14 protein-coding genes, 2 tRNA genes and 2 pseudogenes are annotated in these 19,365 nt (G+C 69.6%); 10 read left to right on the top strand and 8 right to left on the bottom strand.

Going from position 1 to position 19,365, the window contains the following annotated elements:
• Positions 1 to 175 precede the first annotated feature (175 nt).
• Genes ACIA8D_RS16790 through ACIA8D_RS16780 form a run of 3 tightly spaced genes read left to right on the top strand, consistent with a single transcriptional unit; the run spans position 176 to position 2,990 of the window.
• Complete coding sequence (locus ACIA8D_RS16790) at positions 176 to 1,417, top strand: amidohydrolase family protein (RefSeq protein ID WP_399232727.1); 1,242 nt, start codon at positions 176 to 178, stop codon at positions 1,415 to 1,417.
• On the top strand, positions 1,414 to 2,595 hold the full coding sequence (locus tag ACIA8D_RS16785) for an AbgT family transporter (protein WP_399232724.1): 1,182 nt from the start codon (positions 1,414 to 1,416) through the stop codon (positions 2,593 to 2,595). Before ACIA8D_RS16790 ends, ACIA8D_RS16785 begins: the two co-directional genes overlap by 4 nt.
• Complete coding sequence (locus tag ACIA8D_RS16780; protein ID WP_399232722.1) at positions 2,499 to 2,990, top strand: lamin tail domain-containing protein; 492 nt, start codon at positions 2,499 to 2,501, stop codon at positions 2,988 to 2,990. The genes ACIA8D_RS16785 and ACIA8D_RS16780 overlap by 97 nt, the downstream gene beginning before the upstream one ends.
• A 70-nt stretch (positions 2,991 to 3,060) precedes the next feature.
• Here the strand turns inward: ACIA8D_RS16780 and ACIA8D_RS16775 are convergent.
• Positions 3,061 to 4,537 (bottom strand): annotated as a pseudogene (locus ACIA8D_RS16775) (polysaccharide lyase family 1 protein); the annotation flags it as partial.
• A 187-nt stretch (positions 4,538 to 4,724) separates the two neighbouring features.
• Between ACIA8D_RS16775 and ltnD the strand changes: the two are divergent.
• Genes ltnD through ACIA8D_RS16740 form a run of 7 tightly spaced genes read left to right on the top strand, consistent with a single transcriptional unit; the run spans position 4,725 to position 11,665 of the window.
• Entirely contained in the window at positions 4,725 to 5,693 is a 969-nt protein-coding gene (gene ltnD, locus ACIA8D_RS16770) for an L-threonate dehydrogenase (RefSeq protein ID WP_399232721.1), read from the top strand.
• A gap of 1 nt (position 5,694) precedes the next feature.
• The gene (otnK, locus tag ACIA8D_RS16765) at positions 5,695 to 6,981 is read left to right on the top strand and encodes a 3-oxo-tetronate kinase (protein ID WP_399232718.1); all 1,287 of its coding nucleotides are present in this window, start codon (positions 5,695 to 5,697) and stop codon (positions 6,979 to 6,981) included.
• On the top strand, positions 6,978 to 7,658 hold the full coding sequence (locus ACIA8D_RS16760; RefSeq protein ID WP_399232716.1) for an aldolase: 681 nt from the start codon (positions 6,978 to 6,980) through the stop codon (positions 7,656 to 7,658). Before otnK ends, ACIA8D_RS16760 begins: the two co-directional genes overlap by 4 nt.
• Positions 7,659 to 7,710: 52 nt before the next feature.
• Positions 7,711 to 9,018 carry an MFS transporter gene (locus ACIA8D_RS16755; protein WP_399232714.1) on the top strand — a complete coding sequence of 436 codons (1,308 nt, stop codon included), beginning with the start codon at positions 7,711 to 7,713 and terminating at the stop codon, positions 9,016 to 9,018.
• 49 nt (positions 9,019 to 9,067) lie between these two features.
• Positions 9,068 to 9,865, top strand: coding sequence for a 2-oxo-tetronate isomerase (gene otnI, locus ACIA8D_RS16750; RefSeq protein WP_399232712.1), 798 nt, complete (start codon positions 9,068 to 9,070; stop codon positions 9,863 to 9,865).
• Positions 9,862 to 10,896: a D-erythronate dehydrogenase gene (gene denD / locus ACIA8D_RS16745; protein ID WP_399232711.1), complete on the top strand. Its 1,035-nt coding sequence runs from the start codon at positions 9,862 to 9,864 to the stop codon at positions 10,894 to 10,896. Before otnI ends, denD begins: the two co-directional genes overlap by 4 nt.
• Positions 10,897 to 10,900: 4 nt before the next feature.
• Positions 10,901 to 11,665, top strand: a complete 765-nt coding sequence (locus ACIA8D_RS16740) for a FadR/GntR family transcriptional regulator (RefSeq protein WP_399232709.1) — start codon at positions 10,901 to 10,903, stop codon at positions 11,663 to 11,665.
• Between the two features lie 25 nt (positions 11,666 to 11,690).
• Here ACIA8D_RS16740 and ACIA8D_RS16735 read toward each other — a convergent pair.
• From ACIA8D_RS16735 to oxc, 7 genes and pseudogenes are all read right to left on the bottom strand, one after another.
• A pseudogene (locus ACIA8D_RS16735) lies at positions 11,691 to 12,083 on the bottom strand (ADP-ribosylglycohydrolase family protein); the annotation flags it as partial.
• A gap of 496 nt (positions 12,084 to 12,579) precedes the next feature.
• Positions 12,580 to 13,038: a hypothetical protein gene (locus ACIA8D_RS16730; RefSeq protein ID WP_399232707.1), complete on the bottom strand. Its 459-nt coding sequence runs from the start codon at positions 13,036 to 13,038 to the stop codon at positions 12,580 to 12,582.
• 182 nt (positions 13,039 to 13,220) lie between these two features.
• A tRNA-Leu gene (locus ACIA8D_RS16725) sits at positions 13,221 to 13,305 on the bottom strand.
• A gap of 99 nt (positions 13,306 to 13,404) precedes the next feature.
• Positions 13,405 to 16,020, bottom strand: a complete 2,616-nt coding sequence (locus ACIA8D_RS16720) for an ABC transporter permease/substrate binding protein (protein ID WP_399232705.1) — start codon at positions 16,018 to 16,020, stop codon at positions 13,405 to 13,407.
• Positions 16,013 to 17,080, bottom strand: a complete 1,068-nt coding sequence (locus ACIA8D_RS16715) for a glycine betaine/L-proline ABC transporter ATP-binding protein (protein ID WP_399232908.1) — start codon at positions 17,078 to 17,080, stop codon at positions 16,013 to 16,015. The genes ACIA8D_RS16720 and ACIA8D_RS16715 overlap by 8 nt, the downstream gene beginning before the upstream one ends.
• Before the next feature lie 170 nt (positions 17,081 to 17,250).
• Positions 17,251 to 17,335, bottom strand: a tRNA-Leu gene (locus tag ACIA8D_RS16710).
• A 109-nt stretch (positions 17,336 to 17,444) separates the two neighbouring features.
• Positions 17,445 to 19,184: an oxalyl-CoA decarboxylase gene (oxc, locus tag ACIA8D_RS16705; RefSeq protein ID WP_399232703.1), complete on the bottom strand. Its 1,740-nt coding sequence runs from the start codon at positions 19,182 to 19,184 to the stop codon at positions 17,445 to 17,447.
• Positions 19,185 to 19,365 lie beyond the last annotated feature (181 nt).

The raw sequence follows: 19,365 nt of genomic DNA, 5'->3' as shown, positions 1-19,365 counted from the left end.
TGCGCTCCGCAACGGCGGGTTCCTCTGCGGTGGATTCCTCCGCAGACGGTTTCTCCGCAGACGGTTCCGAAAGCTGCGTTCTCACAGTGGCCCAAATCCTGCACAGATCGTCGGGGCGGGTCGGGTTCCTGCGATTTTACGTGTTCGTCATCGCCGAATCCGACAGTGTTCGCTCATGAGTTCCCAACAGCCTTCCTCGCTTCGCATCACCAACGCCCGCCTCATCGACGGCACCGGCGCGGCCCCCGTCGAGAGCGCCACGCTCGTCGTCGACACCGAGGGCCTCATCACGTACGCGGGCCCTGCGGCGACGGCGCCGGACGCCCTGCCCGGCGTCCGCACCATCGACGCGGGCGGCCGCACGCTCCTGCCCGGCTTCATCGACACCCACGTCCACCTCGGTGTCGAGTCCGCGCGCCAGATGGTGCGCCGCTACGAGCAGGACACCACCGTCGAGACCTTCCGCACCGCCGAGCGGCTGCGTGCCACCCTCGATGCCGGTGTCACGACCGTGCGCGACCTCGGCGGGCTGCCGGCCGGCTACCGCACGGCGGTCGCACAGGGCCTGACCACGGGACCGCGCATCCACACCGCCGTGCGCATCCTCAGCCACACCGGCGGCCACGCCGACTTCGCGACCGAGTGCGGCTTCGATCCGAGCGCCGGGATGGGCGAGATCGCCGACACCCCGGACGAGGTGCGGCTCGCCGTGCGCAAGCTGCTGCGCGCGGGCGCCGATGTCATCAAGGTGTGCGCCACGGGCGGCATGTCGAGCCCGTACGACCACCCCGACGACGAGGGCCTCACCGAGGACGAGATCCGTACGGTCGTCGAGGAGCTGGCCCGGCACGGCGGCCGCCCGGTCGCCGCGCACGCGCAGGGCACCGCGGGCATCCTCAACGCCATCCGCGGCGGTGTCACCAGCGTCGAGCACGGCTACGGCATGTCGGCGCAGGCCCGTGAACTCGCGGGCGAGCGCGGCACGTTCGTCGTCCCGACACTCTCCACGGTCTTCGACGGCATCGACAAGGCCACCATGGAGCCGTACCACTACGAGAAGAAGGTCCGCTGGTCGTCGATCACCAAGGAGAACATCTCCGCGGCGATCTCCGAGGGCGTGCGGATCGCCATGGGCACGGACGCGGCGATGGTCCCGCACGGACGCAACCTGCGCGAGCTCACCCACCTCGTGGCCCTCGGCATGACACCACTGCGGGCAATCACCACGGGCACCCGCTCCGCCGCCGAACTCCTCGGCCTGGACGCCGAGATCGGCACGCTGGAGCCGGGCAAGCGGGCCGACCTGGTGCTGTGCGAGGGCGACCCGCTCGCCGACATCGAACTGCTCGCCGACCCGGCGAACGTCGTCCTCGTCGCGCAGGGCGGCACACTCCGCAAGAACGGACTCGGGACATGACGACACAGGCCCCGGCCCCCGAGAAGGGGCCCACCAGAGCGGGGTTCATCGACAGGGCCATGTCCGGCATCGAGCGGGTGGGCAACAAGCTCCCCCACCCGGTCCTGCTCTTCCTCGGTCTGTTCGTCCTCGTCGGCGCCGCGTCCACCGCGCTCGCGGCGGCCGGCGCGACGGTGACGATTCCCGGCGAGGACAAGACGGTGGCGGTCAAGGGGGTGTTCACCGGGGACGGCGTGGTCTGGCTCCTGGAGAACTTCATCCCCAACTTCACGGGCTTCCCGTCGCTCGGCACGGTGCTCCTGATGATGGCAGCGGTCGGCGTGGCCGAACGCACCGGCCTGCTGGAGACGATGGTCCGCGCCTCGATCTCCCGCGCGCCGGTCTGGCTGCTCCCGTACCTGGTGGCCTTCGTGGCGGCGCAGGCCCACCTGATGAGCGACGTGGCGATCCTGGTGATCCCGCCGCTGGCCGCGCTGGTGTTCAAGAACGCGGGCCGCAACCCGGTCGCGGGCCTGATCGGCGGCTTCGCCTGCGTGTGCGCGGGGTACGCGGCGGGCTTCACGATCGGCGCGCTCGACGCCCTCTACACGGGCATCACCCATCAGGCCGCGCAGGTCCTCCCGCAGGGCGGGGACGCCCCGACGCACATCTTGATCAACTACTTCTACACGGCGTCGGCGAGCGTCGTCCTCGCCCTCATCGGCGGCTTCCTCATCTCGCGGGTCCTGGAGCCGCGGCTGCCGCAGCCGACCGGGGACGGTACCGAGTCGGACGGGGAGGTCACCACGGAGGTCACCGCCCTCCAACGCCGGGGCATGCTCCGCGCGGGCCTCGTGGTCCTCGCCCGGAGGCCCAACTCGGCTCCCTGCTCTCGCGGTTGTCGGTGTTCGTGGTCCCGTTCCTCGTGGCCTGGCTCGCGGTGCTGGGCATCTTCTACGGCTTCGACATACCGCTGGGGCCGGGGGCCTCGATCAGCACACCCTGAGCCATCCTGTACACGTTTCCTTCACATTGCCGCCACCGCCCACGCACATGGCATATGGTCGCGGGGCTCCACTGGAACGAATGAGGGGGGAACCTCATGCGCTACCGCTACGCCCTGCCCGCAGCCGCCGCCGTCGCCGCGCTCGCCGCGACCGTGTCGCCCGCGCAGGCCGCCGAGTACTCCTCGGCCCTGAAGATCAGGGGCGTCCAGTACAACGCCCCCGGCACGGACGACAACCGCTGCTCGGGCGGCAACACCAAGAACGAGTACCTGACCATCAAGAACTACTCGCGCACCGCGACGGTCAACCTCAAGGGGTACCTCGTCAAGGACGCCGCGGGGAACCGCTTCAAGTTCACCGCGAGCCACTCCCTGCAGCCCGGTGACTACGTGAAGCTGCGCGGCGGCAACGGCACGGACTCCGACGCGAACAACGTCGTCTACCGCGACAACTGCAACTTCATGTGGAACAACGACAAGGACACCATCTACCTGTACAAGCCCTCAGGCCCCCGCTCGGACGTCCACTCCTACAAGGCGTCGACGAACGACCGGGACCGCAACGGGTACATCACGTTCCACGGCTGACCGGGGCATGTGCGGCCGGACCCGCGCCCGCCGGTCCGGAAACCGGCGGGCGCGGGTCTTCCGTCCACTGGGCGTACGTCTCGAATTCCGCGACCTGCGGCGTCGCGCTCGCGCTGGCGATCTCCAGCGTGAGCTTCTTCAGCGAGGTCCTGGGGAACGAGGTGACACCCGCGCCAGTGCCGGAGGCCAGCACCGCGCCCGTGTCACCGTTGAGGAGCCGCCAGGCCTTGATGCGGCCGGCGGCTCCCGCCGTCTCCCGGATGTTCGCCTTGGAGACCGCGGTGGCCATACCCCACTTGACCGAGACCGAGCCGGTCGTGCCGCTCGGCGACCAGTAGGTGGTCATGCTGCCGTCGCGTACGTTGCCGTAGCTGGTGCCGTCCGCCCTGCTGGAGCCGTCGGCGCCCGCGCCGATGCTCAGGTTCGTGCCGGAGGGCTGCGTGAGCGTGGGGTCGGTGGGTCCCGCCGTCTCGCCCACGACACCCGGCACGCAGGACGACGCGTCGAGCTTGTAGGAGTACGGGATCGAGACCGTGGTGTTCGACGTCGGGTTCGGCCCGGCCGGCTTGTAGTCGCTCGCGGCGCCGGACCACGTCACTCACGTTGTCGAAGGTGTTGCCGCTGACCTGCCAGGATCCGGCGGCGGTCGTGTAGAAGGTGCCGAGGACGTCCTTCGAGTCCTTGAAGTAGTTGTTGTCGACCTTGGCCTTCGCCCCGGCGCGGGAGTTGATGCCCGACTCGTTCAGGCTCACGTAGTAGTTGTTGTACATGTGCGCCGTGCCGCCGCGCAGCAGGGGTGCGCGGGAGTCGATGTTCTCGTACAGGTTGTGGTGGAACGTGATGTAGCCGTTGGACAGCTCCGTCTCGCTGGAGCCGATCAGGCCGCCACGCCCCGAGTTGCGCAGCGTGCTGTACGAGAGGGTGACGTACTGGGTGTTGTCCTTCATGTCGAAGAGGCCGTCGTAGCCCTCCGACTCGCCGCCCGAGGCGAGCAGGTTCACATGGTCCACCCAGACGTTGCGGACGTCGCTCTCCATGCCGATGGCGTCGCCGCCGTTGGAGGTGGGCGAGCCGGACTTCTTGACGTTCTGGACCGTCACGTTCTGGATGACGATGTTGCTGGACTCGCGGATGTGGATGCCGAGTTGGTCGAAGACCGCGCCGTTTCCGACGCCGACGATCGTGACGTTGCTGATCTGCTTGAGCTCGATGACACCGGCGGCCGTGCTGCAGCTGTCGCCGGACACCTTGGCGGTGTTGCCGTGGTTGATCGTGCCCTCGACCTCGATGGTGATCGGGGCGCTGTCGCTCGCGCGGTTGCACAGGGCCGCGTGGATCTGCGTCTCGGTGGTGGCCCGTACGGTCGCTCCGCCCGCGCCTCCGGTGGTTCCGCCGTTCTGCGTGGCGTAGCCGGTGGCGGTGCCGGTCACGGCGGCCGACGCCTCGGACGTCGACAGCGTCATCGCGGCCGCCCCCGCGAGGACGAGCGCGCCGATCCCGGCGGTGAGGCGGAGCGCGACGGGTCTGGGTAACAAGGTCCCGCGCATCGCTTGTGACTCAACTTCCGGCGAAGCCGCAGCCATTACTCCCGGCGGGACGCCGCCACCCACGTGTGACCGGCATCACCCTGTACTCACCGGCGACGTCAGGTCATCATATGACCTGCGCTCGACGGCCCCACGGGCCTCGACCCGCGGCCCCACGGCCCACGGCGAGAGACAGGGACGGACACACATGCACGACCAGGATCGACAGGACCGGCCCCGCGTGGGTGTCGTCGGCCTCGGGGCCATGGGGCTCGGCATGGCGCGCAGCCTGCGCGCGGCCGGGTTCCACGTGGCGGTCCACGATCTGCGCGCCGACGTGGCCGCCGACTTCGCCCGCGAGGGCGGCGCCGCGCACGACACGGCCGGCGACCTGGCGGCCGACGTCGACGTCCTCGTCGGCGTCGTGGTCAACTCGGCGCAGGTCGAGTCGGTCCTCTTCGGGGACGGCGGCGCGGCCCACCGGCTGCGCCCCGGCTCCGTCTACGTCATGTGCTCCACCGTCGACCCCACCTTCGCCGCCCAACTGGAGGGCAGGCTCAATGAGTTGGGCGTGCGCTGCCTGGACGCGCCGATCTCCGGCGGCGCCGCCCGCGCCGCCACCGGCGAGCTGACGATGATGACCTCCGGCGCCCCGGAGGCGTACGCGCTCGCCGAGCCCGTGCTCGACGCGATGAGCGCCACGGTCTACCGGCTCGGCGACACCGCGGGGCTCGGCTCCAAGGTCAAGATCGTGAACCAGTTGCTCGCGGGCGTGCACATCGCGGCCGCCGCGGAGGCCATGGCCCTCGGCATCAAGGCGGGTGTGCCGGCCGAGTCGCTGTACGAGGTGATCACCCACAGCGCGGGCAACTCGTGGATGTTCGAGAACCGCATGGCCCATGTGCTGGAGGGGGACTACACACCGCTCTCCGCCGTCGACATCTTCGTCAAGGACCTCGGGCTCGTGCTGGACTCGGCCCGGCCCGAGAAGTTCCCGCTGCCGCTGTCCGCGACCGCCCACCAGATGTTCCTCCAGGCCTCCGCGTCCGGTCTCGGCGGCGAGGACGACAGCGCGGTCATCAAGATCTTCCCGGGCATTGAACTGCCCGAACCGAAGCCCGCGCCCCGGCCCGCACCGCAGCCCGCGCCGGCGCCCGCGCCCCAGAAGGAGAACTGACATGCCCGTCCGCCTCGGATGCATCGCCGACGACTTCACCGGCGCCACCGACCTGGCCAACAACCTGGTGCGCGCGGGCATGCGCGTGGTCCAGCTGATCGACGTACCGGCTCCGGACACCGAGACACCACAGGACGCCGACGCGGTCGTCATCGCGCTCAAGTCGCGGACCGTCCCGGCCGCCGAGGCCGTCGACTCCTCGCTGCGCGCCCTGGAGTGGCTGCGTGCCGCGGGCGCCGAGCAGATCTACTTCAAGTACTGCTCGACGTTCGACTCGACGCCGGCCGGCAACATCGGCCCGGTCACCGAGGCCCTGATGGACGCGCTCGGCACCGACTTCACCGTGGCGACCCCCGCGTTCCCCGACAACGGCCGCACTGTCTTCAAGGGACACCTCTTCGTCGGTGACGTGCTGCTCGGCGAGAGCGGCATGCGGCACCACCCGCTGACCCCGATGACGGACTCCAACCTGGTGTCGGTGCTCGGCGCGCAGACCGGGCGGCCCGTCGGGCTCATCGACCACAAGGCCGTCGCGGCCGGAGCCGAGGCCATCGCGGCGCGGATCGAGGAGCTGCGCAAGGACGGCGTCGGCGCCGCGGTCGTCGACGCCGTATCCAACGACGACCTCGTGCGCCTGGGCGCCGCGGTCGCCGGCCTGCCGCTGGTCACCGCCGGTTCGGGCCTCGCCATCGGGCTGCCCGCGAACTGGGGCATCACCCCGTCCCCCGAGGCCGCCGAACTCCCCGCCGCCACCGGCCACTCGGCGGTCGTCGCCGGTTCGGTGTCCGCCGCCACCAACGGCCAGGTGCGGGAGTTCCTCGCCACCGGCCGCCCCGGCTTCAGCGTGGACCCGATGCGGATCGCGGCGGGCGAGGACGTGGCCGCCGAGGCGCTCGCCTTCGCCGACGCCCATCTGTCGTCCGAAGGACCGGTGCTCATCTACTCGACGGAGTCCCCCGACGCCGTACGCGACGTGCAGGGGCAGCTCGGGGCCGCCGAGGCCGGGGAGCTGGTCGAGCGGACGCTCGCGCGGGTCGCCCAGGGCCTCGTCGAGCGCGGAGTGCGGCGACTCGTAGTCGCCGGCGGCGAGACCTCCGGCGCCGTCGTGCAGGCCCTCGGACTGACCGGACTGCGGATCGGTCCGCAGATCGATCCGGGCGTGCCGTGGTGCGCGGCGCCGCTCGCCGACGGTGACACCCTGCACATCACCCTCAAGTCGGGCAACTTCGGTGGCCCCGACTTCTTCACCACGTCGTTCGACAAGCTCGGCCACGGGGAGCACCAGTGACACTCGACCTCAAGTCCCCCGTGGACGCGGCGCGTTCGGAGATCGTCCGCGTCGGCACCAGCCTCTTCGACCGCGGTTACGTCCACGCCGGCGCCGGCAACATCAGCGCGAAGCTCGACGACGGCCTCGGCCACCTCATCACCCCGACGGACGCGGCCCTCGGCTTCCTGGAGCCCGAGCGGCTCGCGCTCGTCGACGCCGGTGGTGTGCAGGTCGCGGGCGACCGCGCCAGCAAGACACTCACCCTCCACCGCCGGATCTACGAGGCCGACCCCACGGCCCGCTTCGTGATCCACACCCACTCCACCCACCTGGTCGCACTCACCCTCGCCGGTGTGTGGCACCAGGACGACGTGCTGCCGCCCATCACCCCGTACTACGTGATGAAGGTGGGACACGTCCCGCACATCCCGTACCACCGGCCCGGCGACCCGCGCGTCGCCGATCTGGTGACCGAGCGCATCAACTCCCGTGCTGCACAAGGGGCTTCGATCCGCGCGGTGCTGCTCGACCGCCTCGGCCCCGTGGTCTGGGGCCCGAACGCCGCCTCCGCGCTCGCCGTCCTCGAGGAGCTCGAGGAGACGGCCCGTCTGTGGCTGACGACCGACCGCGAACCCACCCCCCTCCCCGAAGACGCCATCGCCGAACTGAGAGCCACGTTCGGCGCGGCCTGGTAGTTCCCCCCTCCCGCTCGTTCCCCCACCTGAGCCGCACAAGGAAGTGCCCCTCATGTCCACGACCGTCCCCACGGCCGACACCCCCGAACTCGCACGTGAGAACGCCGTGTTCCGCAAGGTGATCCGTCGCATCGTCCCCTTCCTGATCCTCTGCTACGTGGTCTCCTACCTGGACCGCGTGAACGTGGGCTTCGCCAAGCTGCAGATGTCCTCGGACCTCGGCTTCAGCGAGGCGGCCTACGGGCTCGGCGCCGGCCTCTTCTTCATCGGCTACTTCTTCTTCGAGGTCCCCTCGAACCTGCTGATGCAGAAGGTGGGCGCCCGCACCTGGATCGCCCGCATCATGATCAGCTGGGGCCTGGTGTCCGCGGCGTTCGCCTTCGTCAACAGCGAGGCCACGTTCTACGTGCTCCGCTTCCTGCTCGGCGCCGCCGAGGCCGGCTTCTACCCCGGCGTGATCCTCTACTGCACGTACTGGTTCCCCTCCCAGCGCCGCGCCCGTGTCATCGCGATGTTCATGTCGGCGATCCCCGTCGCGGGCATCTTCGGCAACCCGCTCTCCGGCTGGATCATGGACGTCTTCGACGACGCCGCAGGCTGGAGCGGCTGGCAGTGGCTGTTCGTCGTGGAGGCGATCCCCGCCCTCGTCATCGGTGTCGTCTGCCTGTTCTGGCTCGACAACAGCGTGCGCGACGCCAAGTGGCTGAGCGACGACGAGAAGACCGTCATCGAGAGCGCCCTCGCCGCCGACGCCACCCACCACACCGTGCACGGCCGTGCCCTCGACGCGTTCCGCAACGGCAAGGTGTGGCTGATGTGCCTCATCTACTTCTGCTTCGTGATGGGCCAGTACGCGCTGACGTTCTGGATGCCGACGTTCGTCGAGTCCACCGGCGTCAAGGGGGGCCTCGCGATCGGTGTCCTGAGCGCCGTCCCGTACCTGGCCGCGCTGATCGCCATGAACCTCTTCGGCTTCTCCGCCGACAAGCGCCGCGAGCGCCGCTGGCACCTGGTGATCCCGTCGCTGATGGGCGCCGTCGGCTTCTCGATGGCGGCGAGCTTCACCGACTCGACCGCGCTGGCCCTGGTCGCCCTGTCGATCGCGGCGGCCGGCGTGTTGACCTGCGCACCGCTGTTCTGGTCGCTGCCGACCGCCTTCCTCGGCGGCACGGCGGCCGCGGCGGGCCTCGCGGCGATCAACTCGGTCGGCAACCTCGCCGGCTTCGTCAGCCCGTACATGATCGGCGCGCTGAAGGACGCGACCGGTTCGACGGCGATCCCGATGTACGTTCTGGCCCTCGCGCTCGTCATCGGCGCGGCGGCGGTCCTGACGACGAAGAAGGACGTCGTCAACCGCTGACGTACCCGCCTCTCTCGATCACTCTCGATCTCTCCCGATTGGAGTCACCATGCCGAGGTTCGCGGCGAACCTGTCCATGCTGTATCCCGAGCACGACTTCCTGGACCGCTTCGCCGCGGCCTCGGCGGACGGCTTCGAGGCCGTGGAGTACCTCTTCCCGTACGCGTACGGGACCGGGGAGCTCAGCGACCGCCTCGACGAACACGGCCTGCGCCAGGTCCTGTTCAACGCCCCGCCCGGCGACTGGGACGGCGGCGAGCGCGGCATCGCGGCGCTGCCGGGCCGCGAGGCCGAGGTCCGCGAGGGCGTCGACCGGGCCCTGGAGTACGCGGCCGCGCTCGGCAGCCCGCGCGTGCACATGATGGCGGGCCTGGTGCCCGAGGGCGTGTCGCGGTCCGCGTGCCGGGACACGTACCTGAGCAATCTGGCGTACGCGGCCGAACAGGCGGCGCCCGCGGGGATCGACATCCTGATCGAGCCCATCAACACCCGCGACATGCCGGGCTACTTCCTGAACCACCAGGCGGACGCCCACGCCGTCGTACGCGAGGTGGGCGCGCCCAACCTGAAGGTCCAACTCGACCTGTACCACTGCCAGATCGTCGAGGGCGACCTCACCGCCACCCTCCGCCGCGATCTGCCGACGGGCCGCGTGGGCCATCTGCAGATCGCGGGCGTCCCCGACCGCCACGAGCCCGACGCGGGCGAGCTGAACCTCTGTCACCTTCTTTCGGTGGTGGACGAGTTGGGCTTCGACGGCTGGATCGGCTGCGAGTACCACCCCAGGGCCGGCACGAGCGAGGGTCTCGGCTGGCTGAAGAACATGCAAGGAGAGCAGTACGCATGAGGATCGTCATCACGGGCGGCTTCGGCTTCCTGGGCCGTCAGGTCGCCGAGGCCCTGCTGGAGCGGCGCACGTTCGACGGCGCGCCCATCGACCGCCTCACACTGGCGGACAAGTTCGTCCCCGACGAGTCGCCGCTCACGGCGGACGCCCTGGTGGACGTGGTCCGGGGCGACCTCACGGACCACCTCGGGGACCTGTTCGCCGAGCCGGTGGACGTCGTCATCCACCTCGCGGCCGCGGTGTCGGCGGAGTGCGAGGCGGACTTCGACCTCGGTATGACGGCGAACCTGGACACGACCCGCGCCCTCCTGGAGGCGGCCCGCGCCCAGTCGGAGTCGCGCGGCCCGACCGTACGCCTCGTCCTCGCCAGCAGCGTGGCGGTCTACGGCTCGGACGCGGCACTCCCGCTGCCGCCCGTGGTGGACGAATCGACACTCCCCGCCCCGCAGTCCAGCTACGGCGTGCAGAAGCGGATCTGCGAGCAGCTGGTCGCCGAGTACACGCGCCGCGGGTACCTGGACGGCCGCGTCACGCGCCTGATGACCGTGTCGGTGCGCCCCGGCAAGCCGAACGCCGCCGCCTCGGGCTTCCTGTCCGGCGTGGTCCGCGAACCCCTCTCCGGCCTCCCGGCGACGTGCCCGGTGAGCCCGGACACGCGGGTGGCGCTGGCCTCGCCGCGCCGCACGGTGGAGGGCATCCTGCGGGTGGCACAGGCCGAACGCGGCACGGCCGAGGGCCAGTTGACGGGCAACATCCCGGTGAATCTCCCGGCCCTGACGGTCACGGTCGCCGACATGCTGGCCACCCTGCGCGAGGTGGCGGGCGACGCGGTGGCCGACCTGGTGACGGTCGCCCCTGACGCGTCGGTGGAGGCGATCGTCGGCTCGTGGCCTGCGTCCTTCGACAACGCCCGCGCGGCGGCGCTCGGCCTGTCCGCCGACCCGGACTTCGCCTCGGTGATCCGCCAGTACGTCGCCGACCACCCGGCCGCGGTCACCGCCGAGGTCCCCGCGGCCACGTCGATAGACTGACGTCATGTTCAACAAGGTGGACGGGCCCGTGCGGCTCGCCGATCGCGTCGCGGCGATGCTCACCGAGGAGATCGAGTCGGGGCGGCTGACCGAGGGCGACAAACTGCCGACCGAGGTGGAGCTCGTCAAGCAGCTCGGCGTGAGCCGCACGGTGATCCGCGAGGCGGTCTCGCGGCTGCGCAACGCGGGCCTGGTGGAACCCCGCCAGGGCAGGGGCGTCTTCGTGCTGCCCCGCCGCACCCGTCCCCTTGACCTGGAGGGCGACGCCGAGTCGCCGGGCACGCTGGCGAAGGTGCTCCAGATCGTCGAGGTCCGCCGCGCGATGGAGTCCGAGGCCGCCCATCTCGCGGCGAGCCGCGCGCAGCCCGCCGACATCGTGCGGATGCGCGCGGCGCTTGCCGCGATCGACACGGCGGTCGCGGCGGGCGGCGACGGCACGGACGAGGACCTCGCCTTCCACCGCTCCATCGCCGAGTCGACGGGCAACCCGGTCCTGGTCTCCACGGTCCGCTACCTCGGCGAGGTCTCCCGCGGCGGCATCCGCGTCACCCGCGCCAACGAGGCCCGCCGCGACGACTTCTTCGAAGCGGTCCGCCACGAGCACCAGGCGATCCTGACCGCGATCGAGTCCGGCGACCCGAAGGCGGCGCGTACGGCGGCCCGCCGCCACATGAAACACGCGGCGACCCGCCTCCAGAAGGCGGACCCGGAGTTCTGGGACGAGGCGGCGGGCTTGGAGGTCCCGGTCGACCTGGACGACAAGGCCTGAGTCCGTCCGGGGAACCCGGTCAGATTCAGGCCCCTTCGTCCCACACCCCGCCCAGCGCGAGCAGCTCCTTGCTGTGCTCCACCTGGGAGATCCACTCCGGGGGCCAGCCCGCGATCCCGTGGTGGGCGCCCGCGAACGCGCCGGTGAGCGCGGCGATGGAGTCGGAATCGCCGGAGGTGCACGCGGCGCGGCGCACCGCCGCGACCGGGTCGTCGGGGAAGAGCAGGAAGCACAACAGGCCGGTGACCAGGGCCTCTTCGGCGATCCGCGCCGCGCCCGTGGCCAGGCACGGATCGGTCTCCGGGTCGACGCCACCGGGCGCGGCGGCTGCGGCCAGGCGTTCGAGTACGCTGATGCACTCCTGCCAGCCCCCGTCGACGTAGGCCGCGCCCTGGGGTGCGAGGTCGCCGAGCCACTGGCCCCGAGAAGAGAGTGCGTCGGTTCACGGGCACGCCGCCCGGCGTGGCGAGCTGCCGCCGCAGAACGTCCTTGCTCTCGGCCCCTCCTTCGCTGCCGGGAATGACGCGTCCCGGGTACGGCCAGGCGCCGAGACCGGCTTCTTGGGCGTGCGCGAGGAATTCGGTGGGAGAGAGGCCGCGGGAGTAGGCGTCCCTTCCGCGTCCGAGGCCCACAGACAGCCGATGGCACCCAATGGGTTGTCCAGGAGTACGTACTTCACGGGGCCGGAGCACAACGTCTCGAAGTCCGGCGGGCTGTACACGATGGTGGGATGCAGGTCCTCGGGCAGTGGGCCGCCGGCCACCCTGTGTTCCTCTTCTCGGTCCGGGTTCCCGTTCACTTCAAAATCTCCCCGTAGATGTGGTGCTGCCCGTTCTTTTCCACGACCGAAGAGACATGGAGGTTCTTCCTGTGGCCGAGACGCAGCTCCGGGTCGCCCCCGCAGCCGTTGCCGCTCACGCCATCGCCCCCTGCGCCACGATGTCGACGGCGATGGCATCCGGGACGATGCCGGACGTGGGCGGCAGCAGCAGCATCGGATACGCGCCGGCGACGTCCACCGCGACGCCCGCCGGCACCCTCACCTCGCGTACGAGCTCGGGCAGGACGTCGTCCAGGAGCCGGAAGCCGAGCACGGTCACGAAGCTGATCCGGCCGTGCTGCGCGGCGAGATCCGCGTCGTCCCGCGCGCCCTTGGCGTGCACGAACCGTTGCAGCTCGCCCTGCGAAGTGAAGGCGTACAGCCACCGCGTGCCGCGCGCCGAGCCGTTCCACAACGAGCGCGGCCCGGCCACCGGGACGATGACCGCCGCCTCACGGAAAGCGGCGAGCAGCGCGTCCCGGTCCCCGCGCTCCGCGTAGAAGTCCCTTGTCTCCGCCGCCAGTTCGGCCCGGCCGGCGTCTCCCGCGGCCATCTGGGGCCCACTGGCCCCCCCTGTTCCGGGTGCATCATGCGGTGTCCCCTCCCCCGTGCGTGGCGCAATGATCATGCAAGCACACACATCTGTGCACGCCACAAACAGGCCGGGGGCAGCCCGGAACAGCAAAAAGTGCCGGCCGAGAAGGATCTCGACCGGCACTCCATGAGGTGAATGAGTGTCCGAGGGGGGACTTGAACCCCCACGCCCGATAAAGGGCACTAGCACCTCAAGCTAGCGCGTCTGCCATTCCGCCACCCGGACAAGGTGTTCGCCGCTTCCGGGGCCTTGCCCCGTGGCGACGAACAGAACCTTATCAAGGGTTCGGAGTGGCTTTCACCAGCACCTATACGAAGCGCATCCCTACGGCGCCGTCATCCGCCGCTCCACCTCCGGGTGCTTCTTCAGCCACGCCGCGACGGCCTCCTCCTGGTGGTCCTGGCCGTGCTTGTTGATCTCGATCTCCAGAGTGCCGAGTTCGTCCTCGGTCATCTTGAACTTCTTGAACCACTTCGTGAGCTGCGGGTACTGCTTGGTGAACGCCTTGCTGGTGACCGTGCGGATCGTGTCGCCCTTGCCGAAGAGGCCCTTGGGGTCCTTCAGCTTCGTCAGGTCGTACTTGCTGTAGGCCCAGTGCGGGGTCCACAGGAGCACCGCGATCGGCTCCTTCTTGGCGTACGCGCGCTTCAGCTCGGCCAGCATCGCCGGCGTCGAACCGTTGACGACCTTGTACTCCTTGTCGAGGCCGTAGCCCGGCACGACATCCTTCGTGAGGATGTCCATCGTGCCGGTGCCGCCCTCGATGCCGACGATCTTGCCGTTGAACTCCTTGGCCCGGCCCTTGAGGTCCTCGACCGACTTGATGCCCTTCACGTACGACGGGACGGCGATCTCCAGCGACGTGGGCCCGTACCAGGAGCCCAGCGTCGAGACCTTGTTCTTGTACTTGTCCCAGTAGCTCTTCTGCGTATACGGCAGCCAGGCGTCGAAGTTGACGTCGAGGTCACCCGTGGACAGGCCGGTGTAGACCGGGCCGACGTCCATCTGCTTCAGGTTGAACTTGTAGCCGCGGTTCTCCAGGACGTGCTTCCACAGGAAGGTGACCGCGATGTCCTCGTCCCAGGGGAACCAGGCGACGTTCACCGGGCGCTTGGCCTCGGCCGGGGTCGACTGCTTCTTGACCGGGGCCAGCTTGTCGACGAAGCCGGGGTCCTGGTGCTTCAGCCACGCCTTGACCGCGTCCTGCTGCTTGCCCTTGCCCGACTTGTTGATCTCGGCCTCGAGGCTGGTGAGCTGCTTGTCGGTCAGCTTGAACGACTTGAGCCACTTGTCGACCTCGGGGAAGTCCTTGCCGAAGCCCTTGCGCCCGATGGAGTGGATGCCGTCGCCCTTGCCCCAGGTGCCCTTCGGGTCCTTGAGCTTGGTGAGCTTGTAGTCGTTGTACGCCCAGTGCGGCGACCAGAGCGGGACGAGGATCGGCTTCTTCTTGGCGTACGCGCGCTTGAGCTCGGCCAGCATCGCCGGCGTCGAGCTGTCGACGACCTTGTACTCCTTGTCGAGGCCGTACTCCTTGAGGACCTTGCTCTTCAGCATCTGCATCTCGCCGGCGCTGGCCTCGATGCCGGTGATCTTGCCGCCGAACGTTTCGCCCTTGCCCTTCAAGTCCTCCATGGACTTGAGGTCCTTCATGTAGGACGGGACAGCGAGTTCGAGGGAGGTCGGGCCGTACCAGGAGCCCAGGTCCTCCAGGTTCTTGCCGTACTTCTTCCAGTACGGGGCGTGCGTCACCGGCAGCCACGAGTCGGTCTGGAAGTCGACCGAGCCCTCGGCCAGCGAGGTGTAGAGCGGCCCGGCGTCGAGCTGCTTCATCTCCACCTGGAAGCCACGCTGCTCCAGGACCTCCTTCCACAGGAATCCGGAGGCGACGGCGTCGTCCCACGGCACGTAGCCGAGGGTGATCTTCTTGCCCTGGCCGACGTCGGTGGACGCGGCGGCCGGCGAGGTCGCGGCGTTGTTCTGGCCGAACATGCCCATGCCGCCGGCGACGAGCGCGAGGACGACGACTCCGACCACGGCGACGGCCGGGCGGGGGCGGTACGACCAGATCTTCAGACCGTGCGTGGCCCGCAGCTTGGCCAGCGCGCGGCGGCCGAGCGGGGAGACCTGCTGGCCGAGCGAGCTGGTCATGCGGTCCAGGTAGATCGCGAGGATCACAATCGAAATGCCGGACTCGGCACCGAGACCGACGTTGAGCTGGCCGATGGCTTCGTTGACGGCGCCACCGAGTCCGCCGGTGCCGACCATGCCCGCGATGGCGGCCATCGACAGGCCCAGCATGATGACCTGGTTGACACCGGCCATGATCGTCGGGAGGGCGAGCGGAAACTGCACACGGAACAGGGTGCTGCGCGGTGTCGTGCCGAACGCGTCGGCGGCCTCGACCAGCTCCTTGTCGACCTGCCGGATGCCCAGTTCGGTCATGCGCACGCCCGGCGGCACCGCGAAGATCAGCGTCGCGACGATACCGGCCGGGGCGCCCGAGCCGAAGAAGAGGATCGCGGGGATCAGGTAGACCATCGCCGGCAGCGTCTGCATCAGGTCCAGGACCGGACGGAACAGATTGCTGACCCGGTCGGAGCGGGCCGCCCAGATGCCCAGCGGCACGCCGATGATGAGCGCGATGAGTGTCGACACGAGGACGAGCGACAGGGTCTCCATCGCCTTGTCCCACAGCTCCAGGTTCTGGATGAACCAGAGCCCGACGAAGGCGAGGACGGCCCCGAACGTGCCGCGCAGCCAGAAGGCGATCACGGCGAAGATGCCCGCCAGCACGAGCGGCTCGGGCGCCTGGAGGAGGTCGGTCAGCCCGTTGTAGACGCCGTTGAAGATGCTCTCGAAGAAGCCGAACAGCCAGTCCAGGTGGACGAGCATCCACTGGACGACGTCATTGACCCAGTCACCGAAGGGAATCCTAGGCACCGGCCTTCACCTTCTTCGCCGTGTCGTCCTCGGTGCGGCCGGAGGCGGCTCCGTCGCCCTCCACGGTCTTCGTCGGCTCGCCGAGCACGGCGAGCAGCCGCTCGCGCGGCACCACGCCGACGAGCCCGCCCTCGTCGTCCACGACGGCGACGGGTATCTCACTGGTCGAACACGGCAGGAACAGCTCGGCGATCGGTGTGTCCTGGTGGACCTTCGCCGGGGCATCGGCCATGTCGTAGCCGTCTTCCGCGTCGGCCATGATCGCGCTCGCGCTCAGCACGCGGGAGCGGTCGACGTCCTGCGTGAAGGAGGCCACGTAGTCGTTGGCCGGCGTGACGAGAATGTCCTCGGCCGAACCGATCTGGACGATCCGGCCGTCACGCATGACGGCGATGTTGTCGCCCAGACGCATGGCCTCGTTGAGGTCGTGCGTGATGAAGACGATCGTCTTCTTCAGCGTCTTCTGGAGTTCCAGGAGCTGGTCCTGCATGTCGCGCCGGATCAGCGGGTCGAGCGCGCTGAAGGACTCGTCCATCAGCAGCAGGTCGGCGTCGGTGGCCAGCGCCCGGGCCAGGCCCACACGCTGCTGCATACCGCCGGACAGCTCGTCGGGGAAGGACTTCTCCCACCCCTCCAGACCGGCCAGGCGCAGCGCCTCGACCGCCCGCTCCTCGCGCTCGGCGCGCGGCACGCCCTGCACCTCCAGGCCGTAGCCCGCGTTCTCCATCACCGAGCGGTGCGGGAACAGCGCGAAGTGCTGGAACACCATGCTGATCTTGCGGGCCCGGACCTCGCGCAGCTCACGCGGAGCGAGCGCCGTCAGGTCCTCGCCCTCGAACTCCACATGTCCCGACGTCGGCTCGAGCAGCCCGTTCAGCATGCGCAGGAGCGTGGACTTACCGGATCCCGACAGACCCATGACGACGAAGATCTGACCGGGCTCGACGGTGAACGACGCGTCGATCACGGCGGCCGTGGTCCCCTCGGCGCGCAGTTCCTCGCGGTCCGCGCCGCCGCGGAGCCTGTCCACAGCCTCTTGTTGTCGCCCGCCGAACACCATGTACAGGTGTTCGGCCACCAGTCTGGAGGACACACCGACCTCTATTCTCTTTGACCTGTGAAAGGTTGAAGGGGCCACGCATATGACTCGAGGTCGCACCTGCCCGCGCCCGACCAGCGCAAACACAAAAAAGTGCCGGTCGAGAAGAATCTCGACCGGCACTCTGTGAGTGTCCGAGGGGGGACTTGAACCCCCACGCCCGATAAAGGGCACTAGCACCTCAAGCTAGCGCGTCTGCCATTCCGCCACCCGGACAAGGTGTGCGCCGCTGAACGCGGGGCGTTCCCCGCGGCGACACCTCAACAATACCAAGGTTTCGGAGTGCCTTTCACCTGCGTATCGGTGCGCTCCCGGACACGGAGGGTTACTTCTTGATGCCGATGCCCTTGGGGTTCAGGTGGGCGATGTGGCCGCTCTCCGTGCCGGCCGACGGGTCGATGACGCAGTCGATGAGCGCCGGGCCGCCGGCGGCGATGGCCTCGCTCAGTGCGGCCGTGACCTCGGCGGGGGTCGTGGCGCGGTAGCCCTTGCCGCCGAAGGACTCGATCATCTGGTCGTGGCGGGCCGCGCTCATGAGCGTGGTGGGGGCGGGGGCGTCGGTGATGGTCTCGTCGCCCTTGTAGACGCCGCCGTTATTCATGATCACGGTGATCACCGGGAGGTTGTAGCGGCAGATCGTCTCCAGTTCCATGCCGCTGAAGCCGAACGCGCTGTCGCCCTCGATGGCGACGACGGGCTCGCCGCCGCTCTCGACCGCGGCCGCGATCGCGTAGCCCATCCCGATGCCCATGACGCCCCAGGTCCCGGAGTCGAGGCGGCGGCGCGGGTGGTGCATGTCGATGACGTTGCGGGCGATGTCGAGGGTGTTGGCGCCCTCGTTGACGATGTACGTCTGCGGGTGCTGGTGGACGACGTCGCGGACGGCCTTGAGGGCCCCCATGAACTGCATGGGGTGCGGGTCGGCCTCCAGGCGCTTGGCCATCTTGGCGACGTTCTGCTCCGAGCGGGCCGCGAGCTCGTCGCGCCAGGCGGTCGGCGCGGCGATCTGGCCGGGCTTGGTGCGGTCGGCGAGCTGGTCGAGGACCGACTCGATGTCGCCGACGAGCGGGGCCGCGATCGGCTGGTTGGAGTCCATCTCCTTGGCCTCGATGTCGACCTGGATGAACTTCGCGTCCGGGTTCCAGCCGCGCTCGCCGTGGTTGAGCAGCCAGTTCAGGCGAGCGCCGACCAGCATGACGACGTCGGCCTTCTTGAGGGCGAGGGAGCGGGCGGTCGCGGCGGACTGCGGGTGGTCGTCGCGCAGCAGGCCCTTCGCCATCGACATCGGTACGTAGGGGATGCCCGTCGACTCGACGAGGTCGCGGATCTTGTCGTCCGCCTGTGCGTACGCGGCGCCCTTGCCGAGGACGATCAGCGGGCGCTCGGCGTTCTCCAGGAGGTCGACCGCGCGGTCCACCGCCTCGGGGGCGGGCAGCTGGCGCGGCGCCGCGTCGACGAGGCGGGAGAGCGTGCGGTCGCCCTCCTCCTTGTCCATGACCGAGCCGAGGACGGCGGCCGGGATGTCGAGGTAGACGCCGCCGGGGCGGCCGGAGATCGCGGTGCGCAGGGCGCGGGCGATGCCGCGGCCGATGTCCTCGACGCGGCTGACGCGGTAGGCGGCCTTCACGAAGGGCTGGGCGGCGGCGAGCTGGTCCATCTCCTCGTAGTCGCCCTGCTTGAGGTCGACGAGGTGGCGCTCGCTGGAGCCGGAGATCTGCACCATCGGGAAGCAGTTGGTGGTGGCGTTGGCGAGGGCGACCAGGCCGTTGAGGAAGCCGGGGGCCGAGACCGTCAGACAGATGCCGGGCTTCTTGGTGAGGTATCCGGCGATGGCGGCGGCGTGGCCGGCGTTCGACTCGTGGCGGAAGCCGATGTAGCGGATGCCCTCGGCCTGCGCGAGGCGGGCGAGGTCCGTCACGGGGATGCCCACGAGGCCGTAGATCGTGTCGACGTCGTTCTTCTTCAGGGCGTCGACGACGAGGTGGTAGCCGTCGGTGAGCTCGGCCGGCGCGTCGGCTCCTGCCGCGGTCTCGGCGGTTTGGTCAGCGGTCGAGTCAGCGGTCATGATCCGAGTTCCTCCTTGGACGGTCCTGCCGGTGCGGCTCGTGCACGTACGGCCGGTGCGGCTCCTGTTCTCACCTTCGACAGGGGGCGGCGCCCCGTCCAAGACCCATCGGCTTCCAGGCGATAAACGGCGTCTATCGAGAGTCAAGCGCGCCCCAAATCGCGGCTGTGAGCTGGCTCTT

Source organism: Streptomyces sp. NPDC051684 (assembly GCF_044453445.1).
Lineage (GTDB): Bacteria > Actinomycetota > Actinomycetes > Streptomycetales > Streptomycetaceae > Streptomyces.
Note: the sequence above shows the minus strand (reverse complement) of the source record. Positions and strands in the feature narration are given on the sequence as shown.

What these genes read in the sequence shown, in the direction of transcription:
- ACIA8D_RS16780 (WP_399232722.1), top strand. Translation starts at nt 2,499, where the DNA reads ATGCGCTACCGCTACGCCCTGCCCGCAGCCGCCGCCGTCGCCGCGCTC.
- denD (WP_399232711.1), top strand. Translation starts at nt 9,862, where the DNA reads ATGAGGATCGTCATCACGGGCGGCTTCGGCTTCCTGGGCCGTCAGGTC.
- ACIA8D_RS16715 (WP_399232908.1), bottom strand. Translation starts at nt 17,080, where the DNA reads ATGGTGTTCGGCGGGCGACAACAAGAGGCTGTGGACAGGCTCCGCGGC.
- ACIA8D_RS16785 (WP_399232724.1), top strand. Translation starts at nt 1,414, where the DNA reads ATGACGACACAGGCCCCGGCCCCCGAGAAGGGGCCCACCAGAGCGGGG.
- otnK (WP_399232718.1), top strand. Translation starts at nt 5,695, where the DNA reads ATGCCCGTCCGCCTCGGATGCATCGCCGACGACTTCACCGGCGCCACC.
- ACIA8D_RS16730 (WP_399232707.1), bottom strand. Translation starts at nt 13,038, where the DNA reads ATGGCCGCGGGAGACGCCGGCCGGGCCGAACTGGCGGCGGAGACAAGG.
- ACIA8D_RS16790 (WP_399232727.1), top strand. Translation starts at nt 176, where the DNA reads ATGAGTTCCCAACAGCCTTCCTCGCTTCGCATCACCAACGCCCGCCTC.
- otnI (WP_399232712.1), top strand. Translation starts at nt 9,068, where the DNA reads ATGCCGAGGTTCGCGGCGAACCTGTCCATGCTGTATCCCGAGCACGAC.
- oxc (WP_399232703.1), bottom strand. Translation starts at nt 19,184, where the DNA reads ATGACCGCTGACTCGACCGCTGACCAAACCGCCGAGACCGCGGCAGGA.
- ACIA8D_RS16755 (WP_399232714.1), top strand. Translation starts at nt 7,711, where the DNA reads ATGTCCACGACCGTCCCCACGGCCGACACCCCCGAACTCGCACGTGAG.
- ACIA8D_RS16740 (WP_399232709.1), top strand. Translation starts at nt 10,901, where the DNA reads ATGTTCAACAAGGTGGACGGGCCCGTGCGGCTCGCCGATCGCGTCGCG.
- ltnD (WP_399232721.1), top strand. Translation starts at nt 4,725, where the DNA reads ATGCACGACCAGGATCGACAGGACCGGCCCCGCGTGGGTGTCGTCGGC.